The sequence below is a fragment of the Haloparvum alkalitolerans genome (assembly GCF_055381565.1).
Genome location: NZ_AP043938.1, coordinates 172,468 through 194,154, shown reverse-complemented (window position 1 = coordinate 194,154; position 21,687 = coordinate 172,468). Strand labels below are relative to the sequence as shown.

Below are 21,687 nucleotides of genomic sequence, written 5' to 3'. Positions count from 1 at the left end.
GACCGCGAGCGTGGACCCCGACTCCGAGTTCGGCTACGAACTGCTCGTCTGCCGGTGGGCGGAGCGGGCGTGGCACCCGACAGAGGGGCCGCGCCCGGTCGTCGTCGGCAGACAGATCGGCACCCGGAGCCGCCGCTGGGACACCGTCGTCGTCGAGGTCGACCCCGAGGGGCTCCGCCAGCGGCGGAAGTTCGGCGACGCGGCGCTTGACGCGGACCTGCTGGGCGTCGTCAGGAACGCGCCCGCGGCGTGGGCGTGGTACCGCGAGGCGCTCCCCGAGCCGGACTACCCCTGGCGCTACGTCCGGGAAGCGGTCCACCGCGCGGCGGACCGTGACCTGATCGAGACGCGGAAGCGTGACGGCCGGATCGAGCTCCGCCGCAAGCGCCCCTATCCCGACTGGGTCCGACGGATCGTCGCGGTCGAGAACAAGCCCGACCTCGACGCGAGCGCGGCCGCGGCGCTGTCGGACCAGCTCGACCACGACGTGGAGACGGCCCTCGCCGACGAGGTGTGGCTGGCCACGTCCGCGACCGGCGGACGCGTGGAGCGCGCGCTCCTGCGCGAGATGCCGGTCGAGGCCGGCATCCTCGTCACCGAGTTCGGGGGCGGCGTCGCGGCGGACGCCGCCCGCGTCGAGTGGCTGCCGAGCGGCCTCGCGCCGTCCGGCGACCGCGACGCCGCGACCGAGCGCCGCCGCCTCGTGTTGGCCGAGCGCGCCTACGGCCGCGGCTGGCGCTCCTACCACGACACGATGCGCCCGGACTGCCGCAACTTCGAACTCCGGCGGGCGGGCGACGCCGTGGTGCCCTTCTGTACCGCGAAGGGCCGGATCCCGACCGCGCGCGAGTGCGCCGGATCCTGCGGCTCCTTCGCCCCCGAACCCCCGCAGTGGCGGACGAAGGGCTGGCCCATCGAGGGCGGCCCCGGAAAGGGGATACAGCGGCTGCTGGCGAACCGCCGCCGACGCGCCCGGTACCGAACGCTCCGGCGCTGAGGGGTCGCGGCGCCCGCTCCGCGACCGTCGTACCGACCCCCGCTGTGGCCCGTCCGACGCCCGGCCCGAGTTGACCGCGGTTTCCCTGATAAATGGCTGGGCGGTGGACGAAGCCGGGGACAGAAATGCTCCGCCGCAGGGACAGAAATGCTCCGCCGCAGGGACGGAAATGCTCCGCCGCAGGGACAGAAATGGCCCGCCACGGGGACGGAAAAATGCCCTCAGCGCAGCGCGGCCGCGACCTTCTCGACCGGGTGGGGCGGCTCCGTCTCGACGCCGAGGTGCTCCAACTGCGACCGGCAGGAGTTACCGGGCGCGACGACGGTTTCTCCGGGGCTGTCCCCGACCTGATCCGCGAGGATGGCGCCGATGGCCTCGCTCATCGAGAGGTGTTCGGCCTCGTAGCCGAAGGTGCCGGCCATGCCGCAGCAGGTCGAGTCGAGGGGGTCCACGTCGTAGCCGGCGCGGCGGAGCACGCCGACCGCGTGGTGGTCCTTGCTCGTCGCCTTCTGGTGACAGTGCCCGTGATAGGTGAGCGTCTCCCCGGGCGCGTCGAAGGCGAGGGCCTCGTCGAGTCGGTGGGCGTCGACGTACTCCAGCGCGCCGTAGGTGGCGCTCGCGACCGCCGCGACGCGGTCGTCGTCGACGTCGCTGGCCGAGCCGCCGAGCAGGTCGGCGTAGTCGGTTTGGACCATGACGGCGTCGGAGGGCTCGACGACCACGACCTCCCAGCCGTCCGCGACCGCGGGAGCGAGTTCGGTCATCGTCGCCTCGGCCGTCTCGCGGGCGCGGTCGAGGAACCCCTTGGAGTGGGCGGGGCGCCCGCTCCCCGGCACCTCGGCCATGCGGACGTGGCAGTTCGCGGCCTCGAGAAGGGCGACCGTCGCCTTCCCCGCGCTCGGGTTGACGTAGGTCGTGTACGCGTCCGGGAACAGCAGCACCTTGCGGTCGGCGTCCCGCAACGGGACGCCCGCGCCCTCCCGCTTCGCGAACCAGTCGCGGAGGCTCTCTCGGCGGAAAGTCGGGAGGTCCCGCTCGGCCGCGATGCCGACCGTCTTCTCCAGCAGCGCGCTCGCGCCGGGGAGCTTCGGCAGGCGGTTGGCCACGGGCGCGAGCGCCGAGCCGATGGGCGCCAGCGCCTCGAAGCCGGCGAGCATGCGGTCCCGGAGCGAGGAGCCGTGCTCCTGGTGGCGGGCGTGTTCCACCTCGGCTTTGAGCTTCGCCATGTCCACCTCGCTCGGGCAGTCCTTCTTGCACCCCTTACAGCCGATACAGAGGTCCAGCACCTCGGTCGCGAACTCGTCGCTCGTCGGGTCGTCCGGGAGGTTTCCGGACATCGCGCCGCGCAGTGCGTTCGCCCGGCCGCGGGTCGACTGCACCTCCTCCTCGGCCGCGCGGAACGTCGGGCACATCACGCCGCCCGTCGTCTCCTGCGGGCCGCGACAGCCGCCACAGCCGTGGCAGAGTTCGACCATCCCCTGGAAGCCGTTCTCCTCGGGCCAGTCGAGCGCGGTGTCGAACTCGGCGTCGAACGCGTAGCCGGCGCCGAACCGCAGGTGCTCGGTCATGTCCGTCTCGCCGCAGACGTTTCCGGGGTTGAGGAGCCAGTCGGGGTCGAAGGCGGTCTTGAGGCTCCCGAACGCCTGCCAGAGGTCCTCGCCGTACAGTTTTCTGTTCCACTGCGTGCGTGCGCGGCCGTCCCCGTGCTCGCCCGAGACGGCGCCGCCGAGCCTGACGACGAGGTCCGTCACCTCGTCCGCGATGGACGCCATCGCCGCGACGCCGTCCGCGCTCTTCGTGTCGATCAGCGGCCGGACGTGGAGCACCCCGGGGCCGGCGTGGGCGTAGAACGTGGCGAACGTGTCGTGGTCCGCGAGGATCTCCTGAAACCCGCGGGTGTACTCCGGGAGGTGTTCCGGCGGGATGGCGCAGTCCTCGATGAAGGAGATGTGCTTCTGATCGGAGGTGCGCGACAGCAGAATCGGGAGGCCCGCCTTCCGCATCTTCCAGAAGCGGTCGCGCGTGGCCTCGTCGTGGGCCTCCATCGCGTCGCGGGCGCGGCGCGGGGCCGCGGTCGTGTCGGCCGCGCCGGCGGTCGGGTCCGCGGCGGTGTCGGGGGCGTGTCTGTCGGCGTCGGGCGCGTCGGCGTCGGGCGCGTCGGCGTCGGGCGCGTCGGTTTCGGGCCCCCCGACGCGGTCGGCCACGAGGTCCGCGACCTTCTGCCGGCCCGCGTCGTCGCTCTCGGCGTAGAACTCCACGAGGAGGACCGAGTCCGTGCCCTCCGGGAGCATGCCGACCACGTCCCCGAACTCCTCGGTGTCGCGCGCGAGGCCGAGCAGCACGTCGTCCATCACCTCGACCGCGGCCGGGTCGTGTTCTAAAACCGGCGCCACGTCCTCCATCGCGTCGAGCAGGTCGTCGTAGGTGAGCAGACAGACCGCCTTCGTCTCCGGGATCGGGACCAGCGAGACGGTCGCCTCCGTGACCGTCGCGAGCGTCCCCTCGCTCCCGGCCAGCAGGCGCGCGAGGTTGACGACCCCTTCCTCGCCGTACTCGCCGCGCGCCTCCGCCAGCAGGCGGTCGAGGTTGTAGCCGGAGACGTTCCGCTTCAGGTCGGGGTAGCGCGCCTCGATGGCCTCGGCCTCCTCGTCGAGGATCCTGACGACCTCGGCGTAGATCCGGGACAGCAGGTCGTCTGCGTCCGCGTCGGCGGCCTCACGGAGTTCCGCGACCGTGATCTCGCCGAGGGTCGCCACCGTGCCGTCCGCGAGCACGGCCTCGACCTCCTCGACGTAGTGGTCGGTCTTGCCGTACTTCAGCGAGTGCGAGCCGGTGGAGTTGTTGCCGATGGCGCCCCCGACCGCGGACTTGTCGCGCCACGCGGGATCGGGCGCGAACTTGAGGCCGTGGGGCGCGGCCGCGTCGTTGAGGTCGCCGACGTACGCCCCCGCCTGAACGCGCGCGACGCCCGCCTCGGGGTCCACGTCGACCACCTCGTCCATGAACCGCGAGAGGTCGAGCACCACCGCCTCGTTGACGGTCTGCCCCGCCAGCGAGGTCCCCCCGCCGCGGGGGAGCACCGGGACCCCCTCTTCGGCGCAGTACGACTGCACCGCGGCCACGTCAGCGGTCGACTCGGGAAGGACGACGCCGACCGGCGTCACCTCGTACGCCGAGGCGTCCGTGGCGTAGAGCTGCCTGGAGTAGGCGTCGAAGCGCACGTCGCCCTCGACGCGCTCCTCCAGCGCGGCCACGAGGTCGGGGCGCTCGACCTCGCCGCCGGCGTAGTCGAAGTCGTCGTCGGTCCGCGGGTCGACCGGGTCGACGGCTCCGCCCGCGGTCCCCGACTCGGCGGCGCCGGTCCCCGGCGCGTCGCTTGACATGTCCCGGACAACGCCCCGACGGACCAAAAGTCCCACCGACGGGGCGGGCGTCGCCGGGGTCGCCGAGGCCGACGCGCGACGCGGTCCCGACTGTGCGGCCGTCGGTCAGGCGACGGTGAACAGAAGCAGGTTGTGGACGCCCGGACCGAGCCCCACGGCCGCCACGAAGCCGAGCAGGAGGTACCCCTCGGTCGGGTCCTCCTCGACGTACTCGGCGAACAGCGTGACGACGCCGGCGATCACCGCGAGCTTTACGAGGACGAACAGCCAGCCGACGCCGACGAGGTCGGCGGTCGGGAGCGCGGCCGCCGCGTCCATGATGTGCCGCGAGAGCGGGGACCGCTCGCCGAACCCCAGCACGTCGACGCCGACCGCGGTCGAGACCGCGTCGAGCGCGTGGCCGAACGTCGCCAGCGCCCCAACCCCGCCCGTGACCGCCGCCCGCGGAACCGTCCGCACGACCGCGAGCCACGTCGCGGCCGCCGTCGGAACCGACAGCGCCAGCGCGACGGCCGGCCAGAACGGCGAGAGCGTCCCGCCCTCCGCGCCGGCCAGCAGCGTCGCGGCGGCCGCGAGCGCGAACGCCGCGACCCCGACGCCACCGAGCAGTGCGGGAACGCGGTCCGTCTCGGGTGAGTGGTCTCCCGTGAGGTCGGCCGCCACCCAGACCGCACCGGCGGCCGCCACCGTCGTGAGGTACACCGCGGGCGTCCCGCCCAGCGGCCGCGCGACCGCCGGTAGGCCGCCGGCGACGTGGAGAACGTGGAGACACGAGCCGACGGCGATCCACGGCGCGAACGCGAGGACAGTCCGCTCGGTGACGGCGGGGCGACGGGCGCGGAGGCCCGCTCCCACCGCCGCGAGCGCCAGCGCCAGCGCGGCGAGGTACGGCAGCGGCGGGAGCGCGAACCCCTCGGGGAGCACCTGCATGCCCGGAGCCGGGACCGCTCGGCGTGAAAGGGTTTCGGGTCGGACGGCGTGGCGATTCCGGCCGGTGGGCGCCCGTCCGGACCGCCGCGGGTTCGGTTCCGGCGAAGCTCGTCGCGTATCTTCAAGGCTTTACGTGCGGCCGGCGAGCGCCCACACATGAGCCACCGTATCCTTCTGCTCGGAGCCCCCGGTGCGGGGAAGGGCACCCAGAGCAAGAAGCTGGCCGAGGAGTACGACCTCGAACACGTCACCACGGGCGACGCGCTCCGCGCGAACAAGGACATGGAGACGGAGTACGGCACGCCCCGTTCGTTCATGGAAGCGGGCGAACTCGTCCCCGACCCGGTCGTCAACGAGATCGTCGAGGCCGCGCTGGCCGAGGCCGACGGCTTCGTGCTCGACGGCTATCCGCGCAACCTCGACCAGGCGGAGTACCTCTCGGAGATCACCGACCTCGACGCCGTCATCTACCTCGACGTGGACGAGGACGTGCTGGTCGACCGCCTCACCGGCCGCCGCGTCTGCGACGAGTGCGGCGCCAACTACCACGTCGACTTCCAGCCGCCCGAGGAGCCGGGCGTCTGCGACGAGTGCGGCGGCGACCTGATCCAGCGCGAGGACGACCAGGAGGACACCGCCCGCGAGCGGCTCGAGGTGTACCGCGAGAACACCGAACCGGTCATCGAGCACTTCCGCGACGAGGGCGTCCTCGTGGAGGTCGACGGCGAGGGCACCCCCAACGAGGTCTTCGACGAGATCACCGACGTGGTCGAGTCGTAGGCGTCGCGCCGCCGCGCTCGGCTCCGGCGGAGCCACTACCGGGCCGTTCCGCCCGAGCGCACCGAACTACAAGGTTCTTAACCGTCCCTCGCCAACCTCGCGGCAATGAGTAAGGTCGAACGCAAGGTTCGCGCCCTCGTCGCCGAGGACGGGGAGATGCGCGAGGCGATCCAGGCGGTCCTCGACCGCGCCTCCGACGGCGAGGTCAAGTGGGTCGACGTTCGCGACGATATCACCAGCGGGCAGTGGGGCCGGCTGATCGAGAAGGGCGTGCTCGTCGACGGCGAGTCCGGCTTCGCGCTCGCCGACCGCGACGCCATCGCGGCCGGACTGGAGCCCGAAGAAGACGACTCCGGTTCGGCCGCCTCGACTGGGTCGGACACGGAGACCCCAGAGGGGGCCTCGTGGTCGAAGTGGGACAAACTGGCGGGGCTCGTCACGGTCGGCTTCTTCGTCGGCTACATGATGGAGCCGGTTCGGAACATCATCGCGGGCGCGGTCGACCTCGTGTTCGGCCCGCTCCTGAACGTCGTGCCCTTCTACGTGGTGGTGATGGTCGTCGCGCTCGCGACCGGGCTTTACTCCACGCTGTTGCGCGCCGGCCTGATGGACATGGAGCGGATGAGCCAGTATCAGGACCGGATGAAGGAGATCCAGGAGCGCCGCAAGGAGGCGAAGGAGCGCGACGACCAGGAGGCGCTCGACCAGATCCAGGAAGAGCAGATGGAGGCGATGGGCGACCAGCTCGGCATGTTCAAAGAGCAGTTCCGCCCGATGGTGTGGATCATGTTCCTCACCATCCCGGCGTTCCTCTGGATGTACTGGGCGGTCGGCTACCGCGGGAGCGAGGCCCAGTACGAACTCGGCCAACTCGTCGTTCCCATCGCGGGCACCGTCGAGTGGACGCAGGGCATCGCCGGCCCCATCCAGATGTGGATCGTCTGGTACTTCCTCTGCTCGATGGCGTTCACCCAGATCGTCCAGAAGAGCCTCAACATCCAGATGTCGCCGTCCTCGTCGTAGGACCGCGGTTCGCGGCTGCGGCTCCGTGCGGACCTTCTCGCGACCCGGGCTACTCCGCGTCAGCGTCGGGTACGCGGTCGGGCGCGTGCTCGCGGATCAGCGCCAGCACACGCTCGGCGCCGACGAAGCCGTCCGCGAGCCGGTCGACCGGCTCGTCGCCCTCGAAGAGTACCAGCGTCGGCACGCTCCGCACGTCGTAGTCGGCCACGAGGTCCAGGTCCTCGCCCGGGTTCACGGACGCGACCGCGACGTCTCCGACCTTCGCGACGGTTCCGAGGATCGGGTGCATCGACTGACAGAGCGTGCAGCCCTTCGTGTAGAACATCACGAGCGACCAGTCGGAGTCGGCGAGCAGGGCGTCCAGTTCCTCGCCGCCCGAGAGGTCGACTGGGCGGTCCGGTGCGGCCGCGGCTTGCGGGGTCGTCTCGGTCATTACCGGGAGAAGGCGACGAGGACGGTTAAGCGCCGTGACGAGGCCATGGGGGTGCGGAAACTCGGAACGCCCACAGGGCCCGTGGCGTTCGTCGGCATTCACCCACCCGACAGGTAGGCGACGTTTTCGGGGTACGGATACTCGGCCTCCAGGTGGGCGAGGACCTTGGTCGGATACGGCTCCCACGAGGGAGTCGTCTCGAGCTGGTCGGGCCAGCAGGCCTCGAACACGGACTTGATGTCGAAGACGTTCGAGACGTTCACCTTCCGTTTCCCGTTTCCGCCCTCCGAGACGGTGGGTCGTTTCGCCCCGAACTCTTCGAAGCTATTCTTGAGCCACGTGGCCCGTTCGGGGTTCTCGACGGTGATACGCCAGCCCTGTGAACGGAAGTAGCCGGCCGACTCGAGGTAGCCGCGGACGAAGGCGGGCCGGTATGCGTCCGAAAGCGAGGGGAAATCGCCGGGGTCGCTGGAGTCGGCCGGGTAGCCGGCCGCGAGAAGGTGTTCGATGAACGTCGGGTTGCTGATCTGGAGGTGAACCTTCTCCTGTTCCCGCGGGCGGTCCGAGTTCGAGTAGGTGTTGATCGCGTAGCCCGACTCGACAGTGTCCGCGAACCCGCGCACGAAGTGCTCCTTGCTCGCGACGCGGGCGACCTGCAGTCCGAGGCTCTTCGACCGGCCGATCTCGCTGACCGTTGAGTAGGCGAACAGCGTCCCCAGCCAGTAGGCCTTCTCGGCGGTATCGATCGCCTCGAAGTAGTCCTGATCGATCGGCGTCGACGTGCCGCGTTGGAACGTCTCGAGCCCGGCCGCCTCCTTGGCGTCATTCCAGGTGCCGAAGACGTACCGGATCGCGTCCGACGACGTGGCGAGATCGAGCGCGTCGAACTCCGCAACCGTCGGCGACTTCCCCAGCTCGTCGGCCGCGTGCTGGAGGATCCGGACCATCTCCTCTCGCCGTTCCTCGTCGACGGTCCGCCGTATCTCCTCGGGATCCTCCGGGAGAATCTCGTTCAGGTGGGCGTCGATCTCCTCGATGATCTCCTCCGACATCATCCGGATCGTCGATCAGGGAAGGGAAATAGTTACAGGAACCGGCGGACACCTGTGCGGCGCCGGTCGTCACCGTTCCGCCGGCCGAGTGGATATGGCGTCACTCGATCGCTTCGTCGATGGCGGCGGTCATCGCTTCCGTCACGGCGTCCCGGAACTCGGCGTAGGAGGCGTACGCGTCGCTCGTGGGCAGTTCGAGGAGGCGGAGCGGGTGGCCGTCGGCGATGGTACACGCGTCAGCGACGGCGCCGCCCTGCGACGGGTAGACGAGAACGCTGGGCGCGGCGTGGGCCCGTTGGTACGCGGCGATCTGGTAGAAGTCGGCGTTGGGCGGGGCGCCCCGCTTCCACTTGGCGTCTCCGACGAGCCGGACGGTCCCGCTGGCGTCTCGAACCGTAAAGTCGGGTTTGAGCGTGATGTCGAACCGGCCGTCGTGAAGGAGCCGCTTACTGGCGTCCTGCCTGACGATCCGCCAGCCTTTCCGGTCGGCGACGGCCGCTTCCGCCGCCCGAGAAACGACACTCTCGAACACCTCGTTCATGTTGACGAGAAGCGAGAAGGCGCGCCGGGACCCCGAGGTGACGTCTCCGACGTGGCTATTTCTGAGGAACAACTTCGTCAGCCGAAGGATCCGTTCGTAGTGTTCGTTGAGCCGGTCGAGTTTGATGGCCGCGACGTCGGCGTGGGTGATGTGGGTCCGGCTGACGTCGCGACGGAGGGCCCGTGCGTGGCGCCGGAGCGTGCCGGTGAGTTGGTCGCCGGAGACCATTCTGAGGAGCCCCTCCGTGACCCGGAGGATGGCCTGGTTGATGGGGATGTCGGGCGTGAGCTCCTCGTAGGTGCACTCGAACTCCGTAGGGACCGGCGGATGGCGCTGTATCTGGCGCTGGACGTCGAGCCGACCGCGGAGCCGCCGTTCGACCGACTGCCGCGTGACGTAATCCGTGTGGAGGCCCCGGTTCCGGACACGCTGGAGTTCGCGCTCGTACAGGATTCCGAGGGCGTCGACGAACAGCGTTCCGGCCTCGATCCGGGTGTCCGTGTCGAAGGTGTGCGCGGACGCGGCGGACGCGTACTGGAGGGCGTACAGAAGGTTCGTGGACGGGATCTTCGGACGGATCTCAAGCGTCGGTCCGTCAGGCAAGCCGACCAGGCCGACGTACGACGTGGCGGTGAGGACGGCGTTGCCATCGGGCGTGTACGAGACGTCCACCCGGTCGCCGCCGCGGTCCGATCCGCCGTTGATCTCGTCACGCAGGTACGCTCGCGCCCGCTCGGACAGGGCGATCGGCGAGGCGGATTCGTACTCGGAGAGGACAACGGTTCGATCGGTCGCCGCGTGTGGGTCGGTCGTGTCTGGGCGTACGGGCATGCCGAATCACTCGTCGACGTCGAGCAGCGTCGCGAGCTCGGCGGTGAGCGTCGCGGCGTCGAACGACCGGATCTCTTCGGTGTCGTAGTCGATGAGGCGCTGTCCGCCGCCACCGAAGATCGCGTCGCGGATGCGGTCGAACTGCCCGTAGAAGTATTCCTCAAGCAGTGGCAGGATCTCGAAGCGCCACGTGTCGACGAGCTCCGGGCCGGTGGTCTTTCCGAAGAAGAACGAGTGGCCGATCTGTTTGCCCTTCCCGAGGTCCCCGGTGGCGAGGATCGTCTCGTTGAACTCGATGACGGCGAGGATCGAGAGCGCGAACAGCCGATTGGCATGGCCGGGGGTCTCGGCCGCGGTGCGGAGCGCGTCAATCGACGTAAACGGCGCGGAGGAGTCCTCTACGATGGCCTCGAAGTCCGGCGGAAAGGCGAGGAACCGGAAGCGCCGGCGGAGTGCGGCGTCGACGAGCGCGATCGAGCGGTCGGCCGTGTTCATCGTGCCGATGAGGTAGAGGTTCGGCGGGATCGTGAACGCCTGACCGGAATGGGCGAGTGAGACGGTCGTCTCGTTGGCGCCGTCGAGCCGCTTGTCGTACTCCAGTCCGGTGATCGTTTCCCCGAAGATCTGCGCGAGGTTCCCGCGGTTGATCTCGTCGATGATCAGGACGTACCGCGGCGTGTCGTCGATCGCGGTCCGGTACGCCTCGCGGGCGGACTCCACGAACTCCTTGAACACGCCGGGCTGGTAGTCGTAAACGACGCCGTCGTCGGTGTTGTCCGCCTTGAGCCCCTCGATGAAGTCCTCGTACGTGAACGAGGGGTGGAACGTGACGGTCTCCAGCTGGTCGGTCGTCGGGTCGATGTCGGACTGCTGGTGGAGCCACCACTTAGCGAACTGCGCGGCGGTGTACGTCTTCCCCGTGCCGGGCGGCCCGTAGAACACCATCTGCCCGGTCGCCGCCAGCTGCCGGGCGATGTCGTCGGCCTGGTCGGGCTTCTCGGCAGTAGCGAGCGGCTGTCCCTGCCGGATGGGCGTCTGCCGGCGTGGCGTCGTCACCGTGTAGTCCTCCTCGAGGACGGCCCGGACGTTCACCGGCTTCGCGTACTCGCCCACGTCAGCGGCGCGCTGGAGGTCGCGAAACAGCGCGAAGAACAGGGTCTGCGGCTCGGTGAGGGGTTGGACGGCGCCGATGCCGAGCCGCGACACTGCGGTCGTGAGCCGCGGCTCCGTCCGCTCGTACAGGTCCCTGAAGAGCTCGCAGTACGCGTCGTCGCGCGGCGTGACGTCGCCGTCCGGCTGGATGGTTGGCAGCGTCTCCGCGAGATGGCTCACGGCGGTCGAAAGCGTCTCGTCGGCGAACCAGTCGAGGCCGTGGTCGCTGAAGGCGCTCCGGACGCGGACGTCGACGAGCGCCTCCTCGATCGAGTTGTACGCGTCCGCGGGGGCCGGGCGTTGGACCTGGTAGTACCACGTCTTCAAGTGGTCGAGCAGCGCCGACGACTCCGCGATGAACAGCTCGAGCAGTGCGGGCGGACAGCGCGCGAACTGGACCTCCGCGAGGGGTTCCCGGTCGGCGTCGTAGAGGAAGTCGCCGTGTTCGTCCGCGATCCGGTTGAGCCGAGCGGCGTACGACGGGTCGTCGAAGACGTCGTCAAACAGGCGGATCGTGTCCCGGAGCGGCCGGTATTCGGAGACGGCCACTGCGCCGTCGGCGTCCCGGGCGGTCGAGGACGACACGACCGACGTGCCGACGACCTCGTGGTCGTCACCGGCGAGGTGGAGAACGACGTCACCGATCGACGCGTCCTCCGTCCCGTCGGGGGCGACCAGCTCCGCGCTGGCGGCCGGGGCCCGGTCGGCGAGTGACTCATGTACGCCGTTCGGACGCGCGTCGATCCACACGTCGGGGGGCTCGCGGTGTGCGAGGAGGAGGCGCTCGACGGACCCGTAGTCGTCCTCGACGGTCGTTCGCTCGGCCTCGGTGAGGCGACGGAGCGACCGCGCGGGCTCGTCGTCGAGCACGTCGTGGAGTCCACGCCGGTCGATCGACACCGGGATCGGGACGCCGAGCAGCAGCACCGTGTCTTCGAGCTCCCCCCACGGACCCGACGCGATTCCGGACCCTTGCGAGGCGATCCCCGGCGCGCTTCGGACGTCAGTGACCGTCGCGACCCACGCGTATCGGTCTCCGTCGAGGTCGAAGAGGACACGGTCATCGACGACGTCCCCCGGGTCGAAGGGCGCGTCAGTCGGGACCGGCAGGCACCGAACCGGATCGCCGTGAGTCGCGGGGAGCGCGGCCGGGAAATCGCGCCGTTTGAGGCCCGTTCGAACGAAGTCGTCGAATACGTTGGGAGAGTCGGAGAGGGACGCCAGAAGGAGCGTCGAGCGCATGCGTTGCCGTATAACGCGCAACCGACGACATAAATGCCGGTGGCTCGGCCGGTCTCGGGCCGCCCGGCCCGACACTTATCACCCCTGCCCTCGCAGAGACGGGTATCCTCTGGAGGGTTGCGTAGATGGGATTTGCTCTGTCGAACCCCGAGTGGGTCGAGGCGAGGTCCTACCAGCAGGACGCGATCCGGTCGTGGGTGGGGGGCGGCGCCCGGGGGGTGTTGCAGATGGCGACCGGGACGGGAAAGACGGTGACCGCGCTGATGGCGGCGACCACGATCACCGAGCAACTCGAGGGGAAGCTCGGGCTGATCATCGCGGTACCGTATCAACACCTCGTCGACCAGTGGCGGGAAGACGTACAGGACTTCGGCGGGAATCCGATACGCGCCTACGAGTCCCGGGCAAAGTGGGAGGACCGGTTCGAGGGGGAGGTAGCGGAGTTCAATCGCGGGTTTCGCGACGGCTTCGTCGTCGTCACGACGCACGAGACGTTCACCTCGGAGGCATTCCAGCGGATCCTCTCTCGGATCAATCGGCAGGAGCTGATGCTGATCGGCGACGAGGTGCATCACCTGGGCGCGTCACACCGCCGTGAGCGGCTGCCTGAGCGTATTCCGATGCGGCTCGGCTTGTCGGCCACGCCGCAGCGCTTCTACGACGATGAGGGGTCCGAGGCGCTGTTCGAGTACTTCGGCGACGTGGTCTACGAGTACTCGCTGGCAGAGGCGATCCGGAACGGGAACCTTTGTGAGTACTACTACGTCCCGCACGTCGTCGATCTCACGCCGGAAGAGGCGGACGAGTACCTGAAGCTGTCGCGGAAGATCGCCCGGTTGGTGATGCAGTACGGTGGCGACCTAGGCGACGCCGAGAACAACGAGCGGACGGACCTGAAGTTCGCGCTGTTCGAGCGCGCACGGCTGGTCGGGACTGCCAGGAACAAGCTCGACCGACTCATCCAGCTGATCGGGGACCAGGGACCGGTTCAGCACACGTTGGTGTACTGCGGGGACGGGAGAGTGGAGGGGAGCGTCGGGGACCGGACCGAGCGGCACGTGGACGCGACACTGTCCGAGCTGCGGAAGCTCGGCGTCCACGCGAAGCGGTTCACAGCTGACGAAGACCGGGAGGAGCGGGAGGAGCTCCTGGCGGCGTTCGACGACGGGGACGTCGAGGCGCTGGTGGCGATCCGTTGTCTGGACGAGGGCGTCGACGTGCCGGCGACGCGGACGGCGTACGTTCTGGCGAGCTCGTCGAACCCGCGCCAGTTCGTGCAGCGGCGCGGTCGGATCCTCCGGACGCATTCGGGGAAACAGCACGCGGTGATCCACGACTTCATCGTGGCGCCGCCGCGCGAACTCCGGGACGCGACGGCCGACGACGAGCGGTTCAAGACGGAGCGAACGCTCGTGCAGCAGGAGCTGGAACGCGTGCAGCTCTTCGGCGAGGCGGCCCGGAACCACCCCGACGCCGACGTGCAGGGCATCCCGACGGACGCGGGAGCGATCGGGGAGCTGAAGCGCGCGTTCAACCTCCGACAGCTCTGAAGGCGATCCTCACGACGGCACGTCTCCACGTCGCCGTAGTCCAACGCGTGGTCGGGGAACAATCATTAAGGCGGCTGGAGCGATAATCTCCGAGCATGGACGAAGGGGGTTCGACGCCGGACGTCGATAAAGAGACGCTCCGCCGGATTCGAGAGCGGACGTTACAGGCGGAGAGCGAACAGCTGCACATGCGACGGCCGCATAAGATCATCCCGGAGATCAGGGAGATCGTCGAAGAGGAGATTCCGGAATAGATGCAACTGCACCGGCTGCATCTCGAGAACTTCCGACAGTTCCGGTCCGAGACCGTGGAGTTCGCCCTGGGTGACGACCGGAACGTGACGGTGGTCCACGGACAGAACGGCTCCGGGAAGACGACGCTGAAGAACGCGTTCCTGTGGGTGCTGTACGACGAGTCGAGCTTCAACCTGCGCCCCGACAAGCTCGCCAGCCAGGGGGCGCTCGCGGAGGTGGATCCGGGCGAGACGGTCCCGGTCGAGGTGACGCTGGAGTTCGAACACGAGGGCGTCGACTACGAGGTGACGCGGTCCTACGAGTACCAGCGACAGGCGGCGGACGACTACCTCGGCGAGATCGTCGACGAGGACCTGTCGCTCTCGTATGAGACCGCGGACGGCGACCGCGGAACGCGACGGAACCCCCAGCGCTCGATCGAGCAGATCCTCCCCGAGCGGTTGAGCGACCTGTTCTTCTTCGACGGCGAGTACATCACGCAGCTCTCGGAGGGCCACAGCCAGGCGGAGGTGAAGGAGGCGATCCAGAACATCATGGGCCTCACCATCATCGAGCGGTCCATTCGACACCTCGGGGAGGTCGAGCAGCGGTTCGAGTCGGAGGTCCAAGAACACGGCAACTCCGAGCTCTCGGAGTTGCTCGACACCCGGAGCGAGCTGCGATCCGAGGTCGAGGACCTCACGGGGTCGATCGAGAGCAAGAAGGAGAGCAGACAGCGTCTCCGGGAGGAGATAAGCGAGATCGAACGCAAGCTGGAGGGGATCGAGGAGGCCGCGGACCTCCAGGAGGAACGGGAGCAGCTCGAGTCGCGGCGGGACGCGCTTGAGGCGGAGATCGCGGAGATCAACGAGTCGATCGACGACGAGATCAGCAAGAAGGGACATCTGCCGTTCGTGATGCCGGCAATCGAGGCGACCGCACAGGACCTCGACGACCTGCGCGAACGGGGCGAGATCCCCTCCGAGGTGTCGAACCAGTTCGTGGAGAAGCTGCTCACGCAGGGGGAGTGCATCTGCGGCCGCCCGCTGGAGGAGGGGACGCACCCGTACACGAGCGTCGAATCCTACCGGTCCGACGCCGCCGAGAACGGGGTCGATCAGGCCGCGATCCGCATCATCTCCCACCTCACCAGCATTCAGGACGAGCAGACCGAGTATCAGGAGCGGATCGACGAGCTGCTCGAGCGGCGGTCGGAGCTCCGCGACGAGCTCACGTCCGTCGACGAGCAGCTCGACGAGATCCAAGGCGACCTCGAGGAGATGAACGTGACGGACCCGGAGACCGGCGAGACGCCGTCTGAGCTGGAGTCCGCGCGGACCCGGAAGAAGTCGGAACGTGAGGATTTGAAACGCGAGATCTGGGACCTGGAGCGCGACGTCGAGACGCGTGAGGACCGGCTCGAGGAGATCGGCGAGGAGATCGACGAGGCGCGGCAGGAGGAGAGCCAGGCCGAGCTCGCTCGACGGCGGATGCAGGCGACCTCGAAGGTCCAACAGCAGCTCGAGGCGTCGTTCGAGCAGCTCCAGGACCAGGTGCGGGAGTACTCGAACGACCTCGTCTCGGAGACGTTCGACGAAATAGCGACGAAGGGCTACGAGGCCGAGATCACGGACGAGTTCGAGCTCCGGATCCGCGATCAGCTGCAGGGGAAGTATCTGGAAGTCGATAAGTCCCGTGGGGAACGGCAGATCGCGAGTCTCACGTTCATCGGAAGTCTGGTTCAGATCGCCCGCGAGCGGTACGAGTCAGACACGGACGCGGAGTACTTCAGCGGCGGCATCTACCCGATCGTGATGGATTCGCCGTTCGGCGCGTTGGACGACGAGCACCGCCGGACGGTGAGTCGAGTGATCCCGCGGATGGCCGAACAGGTCGTCGTGCTCGTGACGGACTCCCAGTGGCGGGGGCCGGTCGCGAGCGAGATGAACGAGATCGCGAGCCGGCAGTACCGGCTTGACTTCGACGAGGGCGACGGCGACACCTCGTATCCGCAGACTACCATCGTCGAGGAGACCGTCTCCCAGAGGGTCAACCAATGAGCGAATCCAGCACTGCGACGACACGACAGTACTACCACCGGCACGACATCTATGAGAAGATGGTCAGCGACTGGGAGATATTCGACAGCCTGATCGACTTCTTCGTGTTCTCGGCCAGCGTCGGCTACGCCGTGAGCGACCGGCCGACGGTGAACACGTACGCCGAGTCGGAGTTCCAGGGGACCACCGACGAGGGGACGCGAGGTGAGATGCTGTGGATGCACTTCACCGACAAGCCGACGTACCGGGCCGTCGCCGCGTCGATCGCCTACCAGCACACGAGCGACTCGAGCGCGCTCGTGGAACCAGAGACGCAACTGGAGGTCCTCGCGCGGTACGCCCACGCCGGCGCGATGCGTCTGGAGCGTGAGTTCGGCGACGCGGCGAATCCGCCGCGTGACGGAGTCATCTCCTTCATCGACCGCTTCCACGAGGCCGACGGCACCGCGGACAACGAGGACATCCTCTCGAAGATCGTCGACAGCTTCGACAACGACATGATGAGCGGCTGACCGGAGCGGTCGAACAGGCCTGCGCGGTCTTGCGCCCCTTCTCTTCCAGTCTCGCTACCGAGGCGAACGCAGCGACGGCGGACGCTATTCCGACTCGGAGCCCGAAAGTCCCTCGAAGTCCTGCTCGATGTCTCCGAGGATACCGTCGTCCTCCGTCCCGACGCCGGGACTCTCCGCTCCGCCGACAGTATCTCCGTCGCCGTCTTCGGTTGCGGGCTCACCCGCGGAGGCCCCCGTCTCCGAAATCGGCTCCCGGTCGGGTTCGTCGCTCCCCGCCCCTCGGGATGAGCCCGTCTCCGTCCGCTCACGCCCGGTCTCCGGTTCGTCAAACGCCTGCTCGACGGCTGCGGTGTACGTCCCGAAGTAGTTGGCGTAGGTGGTCGCCGAGACGTGGCCGTGTTCGTTCATCTCGCTCGTGCTCGGTCGATGGCCCAACTCGTCGGCGACGCGGTGGAGGTCCGCCACGAGCCGCGCTTCGTTGTCGACCCCGGCGGCGGCGAGACCGTTCTGCCAGGACCCGAACACACGGGTGACGTCGTTGGCGGCGTACTCCGTGGCGTCGTCCACGTCGGTCGCTTTCAGTGGCCGATCGACCGCGTTGGCGAGGCTCCGGATCGCTTCGCGGAGTTCGCTGCGGCTCGGTGTCCTACCGTTTCTCGTCGAACCCCTGGTACTGCGAGAGGCGGTCGTTCCGCTCTCCCCGGTCGTTCGATTCGGGGAGGGGGATCCCCCGTTGCAGCCACCCGTTTCGGGATCGGCCGACGATACGCGGAGGTCCTTCGTGCTGCTGAGCTGGTGGCTCGTCCCGGTGCCCGTCTGCCAGCTCTTGTGTCGTGCCTGCTCGATGGTGTACGTGGCGCCGACGGTCCAGTCCAACGAGAGGTCGTGGGTCGTCCAGACGTCGAGGGGTATCTCGGTTCCGTCCGCGAGTTCGACGCGGAGACGGGCGTCGCGCTTCGGCCCCGGGTTCGGATCGTGGTCGCGGACGGTGACGGTGAGCGACTCGACGCGACCTTCGGGGAGATCCCGGCCGCCGGTGTCGTCGTCGGTCTCGTCCGGGGCCGGTCGGTCGGCGTCGGGGTACGCCGGGAACTCACCGAGCAGTTCGACGCCCGACTCGAGCGCCTCAGCGCTGCCGATCGCGACCGGAAGCGGGATGTTCGAGTCCGGCGCGACCGGGACCGCGTGGTCCCAGTCCTCGATGGCGTCGCCGAGCAGGTGCCGGACGCGGTCGTCGACGGTCCCGAACTCGACGTGGTGGAACTCGGTGACGCGCTCTCCGTCGCCGTACGCGTCTCGGTACTCCCGGATGCTGAAGTCGTTCCGGTCGCGCTGCTGGACGCCGTAGTTCGGCGCCCCGTCCGGCCCGCCCTCGGCCCAGTGGTCGAAGACGGCGTCGGCCCACTCTTCCATCGGGGTCGTCCCCTCCGTGTCCAGCTCGTTCGCGAGCTCGTTCAGGAGCCGCTGGAACCTGTCGAACGCGGCGTACAGTTCGGCGAGTTCGTTCGGGGAGAGATCGGTCATGTCGGTCGTATCAGGGGTTCGTTCTCGTGGATCGCTGGTCGTCGCTGGTGTTGTATCTGTCGGGTCGCCGTCGGTTATGTCGGCGACGGCTTCGTGGTCGCTGATCGTGTCGTCTTCGCTGGTTTCGTCGTCGGCCCGACTGTGATCGCCGGCGCCGGCCTCTGCTGCGTCACCATCGGTCGCGTCATCACCGGCCGCGCCGTCCGCCGTCGTAGACCCGTCGTCCGCGTCATCGTCGCTGGTCTTGTCGACCTCCCTCACCCCGGCCGCGGCGAGTGCGGCGTCGAGGGTTCCGAAGGCGGCCTCGTACTCGTCGGGGTGATGTTCGCCGACGGAATAGAGGAGCCGCCGGTCCATCTCCGACCACCGCTCGTCGAGCTCGCGCAACTCGTCGAGCAGATCGGCGCGGTGCGAGGAGTCCTCGGCTGCGGTGGTGGCCGCTTCGGCATCCTCCGGCGAGTCCGTCGCGGAGTTCTCGGTATCCCCGCTCAGGGCGAGCCTCGTCGCTGCGAATAGGACGCCGAGGGTGAGCAGGAGCAGGGAAACGGCCGACGTGACGATCCCCCACGAACCGCTCGTCGTGAGGCCCGCGAGGAATCCGCCGGTTCCCGCGTCCTCGGCACTTTCCTCGGTCCCCGAGCCGTTGCTGTCCGCGTCCGCTTCGATCGGAGCCGGCGACTTGTCCGGAGACGTGATCGCGTAGAGCCCGCCGGCGGTGTTTCCAACGACCGCCACGCCGTCGACGACCGTGGGCGTCGACACGACCGCGTCGCCGGTCGAGAACCGCCACTGCGAGGTCCCGGACTCCGCGTCGACCGCGTACAGGTTGTCGTCTTCGCTTCCGACGTACACCGTGTCGCCGACGACGATGGGAGATCCCGTGATTCCGGGTCCCCAGTAGAGGAAGCTCCACGAGTCGTTCGCATCGAAGCGCCACCGCTCCGTCCCGGACTCGGCGTCCAGCGCGACCAGATCGCCGCTCCCGATCCCGACGTACGCGGACTCGCCGTCGAGCGCCGCCGCGCCGTCGATCCAGTGCTCGGTGGTGAACTCCCACCGCTCCTCCCCCGTGCCGGCATCGAGGGCGTAGACGCGGCCCTGATCGAGTTCCCCCGGACTCGCGCCGGTGACGACCACGGTGCCGTCCGCGACCGAGACGGTCGGCCGCCGGTCGATCACCGTCTCGGTGGTCCACGTCTCGATGAGGTCGGGGGGCCCGCTCGATCTCTCGATCTCAAACGCCGCCACGGTGCCCGCGTCGGTGGCGACGTACAGCGTCGACCCGACGATCGCGGGCGTCGAGACCGCCTCACCGGTCAGTTCGGAGGCCGACGCATGCTCTCCGTCCCGGGAGAACACGTGGACGCGGTTCCCGCCGGCGACCGCGACCAGTCCGTCGTGTACGACAGGCGACGACGGGTCCGGACCGATCTCCGCGGCCCAGTTCTCCGTTCCATCGTCGGCCGCGAGCGCGAAGAGCGACTCCTCCGCAGCGACGTAGACCGTCCCGGCAGCGACCGCCGGAGAGCTCGTGATCCCCTCGTCGATCCGTACCGACCAGCGCTCGGTCCCGTCGACCGCGTCGAGGGCGCGGACCGTCCCGGCCTCGCTCGCCGCGTACACCGCTCCGTCGACGATCGCGGGAGACCCGAACAGTCCCTCGCCGGTATCGGAGTGCCACAGTTGCCGGGGGTCGCTCCGCGGCCCCCGCTCGTTCGGGGCGTGTCCGGTGTTCCCGGCGTCGTACTGGTCCATCCGCGACTCGCCGCTGACTCCCTCTTGTGCCACCGCCGTCGCGATCACGGAGCCGGCCGTTGCGGCGGCACCGGCGGCGCTCCCGAGACCGCGGAGTAACTCCCGCCGGGTCCGCGCAGTCATCCGACTGTCGTTGATCGGCTGCCGGACAAGTACCTTTGTGTATCGGTCATCGACCGTCCCGCGAGCGCGGTCTCCTCAGTGCACGGGTCGACTACCGTTCGTCCCGATCCGTGTCCGTCCTGATCGGAGTTCGACCGTGCTTCGGACGCCACTGCTACCGTTCGCCCACCTGCTGTGCGTGCTGCATCCGGAACTCGTTCAGCTCGACCTGGCTCAAGACGGAGCGGAGCTCCCGCGCCCGCGAGGAGATCTCGTCCGAGTCCTCGTCGGTGTACTGGGAGAGCGTCTTGAGCTTCACGTCGCCGTCCGTCAGCAGGCTCGCCCTCCGGAGCGCCGCGAGCGCCCAGAGCGTGGCCTCCTCGTCGACGGGATAGTCCGCCGCCCGCGCGTTCCGGATCAGCAGCTCCGCGAGCTCCCGCGTCGCGGCTTGAACCTCGCTCGCGTCAGCCACGTGCCCGACGACGTCGTTCGGATCGGACGGTAACGGTTCGGCCCGTCGGAGCCCCGCGCGCTGCTCCTGGTACCGGTTCCTGATCGTCACCTCAGAGACGTTCGCGACGCGGCTGAGCTCCTGCTGGGTCCGCTTCTCGCGCACGTCGAGACAGGCGTTGTACACGGCGGCCGCGGCCCACCCGGACGGGCTCTTCCCGCTGGAGAGCCCGGACTCCTCAGTAATCTGGATGATCTCGTGGGCACGCTGGTTGACCGCGTCGGACACGTCGAGCGCCTCGCAGTACCGGTCGACGTACTGCTCGCTACCGAAGAACGCGGAGGGGTCGAGCCCGACGGTGCTCGCGATGTCCTTCGACCGGCGGAGCAGCGCCTTCCGCGTGACGACCGTCTCGTCCGCCGCCTCGAAGTCGGTCGGATCCAGCGGAACCTCCGTCACCTTCACCGCACAGTACAGACAGGACGCGGCGACCAGTTCGAGCGCTGTGCCGATGAGGTCGCCGCGTTGATCCCGATACTGGTCGCGCAGCGATTTCGCGAGGTCGACCGTCGCTTCCGGAACGTCTAGATCAGCCGCCAACTGCTCGATCCGGTCGTCGACGAACGCCGTCTGTCGCTCGCCGGAGACCGACTGCCCGAAGGTGATGTTCCGTTCGACCTCGGCCCCCGACGTGGCGTCGACATCCCCCAAGACCTCCGAGAGCACGTCGTCGATCTCGTCGACGAACTCGTCACTCATGTCTTGTGGATGACTTAATGCGGCTCAATAATGGTACCGAATCACACACACTACCGGCGGCGCCCGAGCGGAGATCGGCGAATGGACTCACGGATCGGTCGAGACGGCGGCAGAAAACGATGTATGGCCGGGGCGGGCTCCGAACCCGCGATCTCCGCATGACCCAGGTACGAGGCTCGGCGGAGCCCCAGTGGGTCGCGGACGCTTCCAAGGCAGGCGTACCGCACCGAATCTCGTAACCCTATGAGTGCGGCGCTATGTCCAGCTAAGCCACCCGGCCTCACTCCCACGTACCGCGATGATACTCTTTAACCTTCCCATCTCTCACGGCGGTGGGATCGGGGCACACGCCCGGGGAGCGAAGAGCGCGCGAAAC

General features: G+C 68.8%; 15 protein-coding genes and 1 tRNA gene. 7 read left to right on the top strand and 9 right to left on the bottom strand.

The window, feature by feature from the left end:
- Nucleotides 1–10: 10 nt before the first annotated feature.
- Nucleotides 11–997 (top strand): DUF5787 family protein, encoded by a 987-nt coding sequence (locus tag ACZ432_RS03380; protein WP_426963647.1) that lies wholly within the window; start codon nucleotides 11–13, stop codon nucleotides 995–997.
- Nucleotides 998–1,218: 221 nt separating this feature from the next.
- Here ACZ432_RS03380 and ACZ432_RS03375 read toward each other — a convergent pair whose 3' ends face one another.
- Together ACZ432_RS03375 and ACZ432_RS03370 are read right to left on the bottom strand one after the other, a co-directional pair.
- Complete coding sequence (locus tag ACZ432_RS03375) at nucleotides 1,219–4,380, bottom strand: FAD-binding and (Fe-S)-binding domain-containing protein (RefSeq protein ID WP_426963648.1); 3,162 nt, start codon at nucleotides 4,378–4,380, stop codon at nucleotides 1,219–1,221.
- Nucleotides 4,381–4,485: 105 nt separating this feature from the next.
- A complete protein-coding gene (locus ACZ432_RS03370; RefSeq protein ID WP_426963649.1) occupies nucleotides 4,486–5,310 on the bottom strand; it encodes a DUF63 family protein in 825 nt (274 codons plus the stop codon).
- A gap of 156 nt (nucleotides 5,311–5,466) precedes the next feature.
- Between ACZ432_RS03370 and ACZ432_RS03365 the strand changes: the two genes are divergently transcribed.
- Together ACZ432_RS03365 and ACZ432_RS03360 are read left to right on the top strand one after the other, a co-directional pair.
- Nucleotides 5,467–6,090, top strand: coding sequence for an adenylate kinase (locus ACZ432_RS03365; protein WP_426963650.1), 624 nt, complete (start codon nucleotides 5,467–5,469; stop codon nucleotides 6,088–6,090).
- 105 nt (nucleotides 6,091–6,195) lie between these two features.
- The gene (locus tag ACZ432_RS03360) at nucleotides 6,196–7,113 is read left to right on the top strand and encodes a DUF106 domain-containing protein (RefSeq protein ID WP_426963651.1); all 918 of its coding nucleotides are present in this window, start codon (nucleotides 6,196–6,198) and stop codon (nucleotides 7,111–7,113) included.
- 49 nt (nucleotides 7,114–7,162) lie between these two features.
- Here the strand turns inward: ACZ432_RS03360 and ACZ432_RS03355 are convergent, their stop codons facing one another.
- The 4 genes from ACZ432_RS03355 to ACZ432_RS03340 form a co-directional block, all read right to left on the bottom strand.
- On the bottom strand, nucleotides 7,163–7,546 hold the full coding sequence (locus ACZ432_RS03355) for a thioredoxin family protein (protein ID WP_426963652.1): 384 nt from the start codon (nucleotides 7,544–7,546) through the stop codon (nucleotides 7,163–7,165).
- Nucleotides 7,547–7,644: 98 nt separating this feature from the next.
- Nucleotides 7,645–8,598, bottom strand: coding sequence for a homing endonuclease associated repeat-containing protein (locus ACZ432_RS03350; protein WP_426963653.1), 954 nt, complete (start codon nucleotides 8,596–8,598; stop codon nucleotides 7,645–7,647).
- A 100-nt stretch (nucleotides 8,599–8,698) separates the two neighbouring features.
- Nucleotides 8,699–9,970, bottom strand: coding sequence for an McrC family protein (locus ACZ432_RS03345; protein WP_426963654.1), 1,272 nt, complete (start codon nucleotides 9,968–9,970; stop codon nucleotides 8,699–8,701).
- A gap of 6 nt (nucleotides 9,971–9,976) precedes the next feature.
- On the bottom strand, nucleotides 9,977–12,364 hold the full coding sequence (locus ACZ432_RS03340; protein WP_426963655.1) for an McrB family protein: 2,388 nt from the start codon (nucleotides 12,362–12,364) through the stop codon (nucleotides 9,977–9,979).
- Nucleotides 12,365–12,489: 125 nt separating this feature from the next.
- Between ACZ432_RS03340 and ACZ432_RS03335 the strand changes: the two genes are divergently transcribed.
- The 4 genes from ACZ432_RS03335 (at nucleotide 12,490) to ACZ432_RS03320 (ending at nucleotide 16,720) form a co-directional block, all read left to right on the top strand.
- Nucleotides 12,490–13,914, top strand: coding sequence for a DEAD/DEAH box helicase family protein (locus ACZ432_RS03335; RefSeq protein ID WP_426963656.1), 1,425 nt, complete (start codon nucleotides 12,490–12,492; stop codon nucleotides 13,912–13,914).
- A 95-nt stretch (nucleotides 13,915–14,009) separates the two neighbouring features.
- Nucleotides 14,010–14,168: a hypothetical protein gene (locus tag ACZ432_RS03330; RefSeq protein ID WP_426963657.1), complete on the top strand. Its 159-nt coding sequence runs from the start codon at nucleotides 14,010–14,012 to the stop codon at nucleotides 14,166–14,168.
- Entirely contained in the window at nucleotides 14,169–16,208 is a 2,040-nt protein-coding gene (locus ACZ432_RS03325) for an AAA family ATPase (protein ID WP_426963658.1), read from the top strand. It begins immediately after the preceding gene.
- Nucleotides 16,205–16,720 carry a hypothetical protein gene (locus ACZ432_RS03320; protein ID WP_426963659.1) on the top strand — a complete coding sequence of 172 codons (516 nt, stop codon included), beginning with the start codon at nucleotides 16,205–16,207 and terminating at the stop codon, nucleotides 16,718–16,720. The genes ACZ432_RS03325 and ACZ432_RS03320 overlap by 4 nt, the downstream gene beginning before the upstream one ends.
- A gap of 84 nt (nucleotides 16,721–16,804) precedes the next feature.
- On the opposite strand, the gene ACZ432_RS03315 is transcribed toward ACZ432_RS03320, so the two are convergent.
- The 3 genes from ACZ432_RS03315 to ACZ432_RS03305 all read right to left on the bottom strand — a co-directional run bounded on the left by ACZ432_RS03315 (nucleotide 16,805) and on the right by ACZ432_RS03305 (nucleotide 21,591).
- Entirely contained in the window at nucleotides 16,805–20,122 is a 3,318-nt protein-coding gene (locus tag ACZ432_RS03315; RefSeq protein WP_426963660.1) for an outer membrane protein assembly factor BamB family protein, read from the bottom strand.
- A 154-nt stretch (nucleotides 20,123–20,276) separates the two neighbouring features.
- Nucleotides 20,277–21,311, bottom strand: coding sequence for a transcription initiation factor IIB family protein (locus tag ACZ432_RS03310; RefSeq protein ID WP_426963661.1), 1,035 nt, complete (start codon nucleotides 21,309–21,311; stop codon nucleotides 20,277–20,279).
- A 124-nt stretch (nucleotides 21,312–21,435) separates the two neighbouring features.
- Nucleotides 21,436–21,591 (bottom strand) — tRNA-Met (locus ACZ432_RS03305).
- Nucleotides 21,592–21,687: the final 96 nt, after the last annotated feature.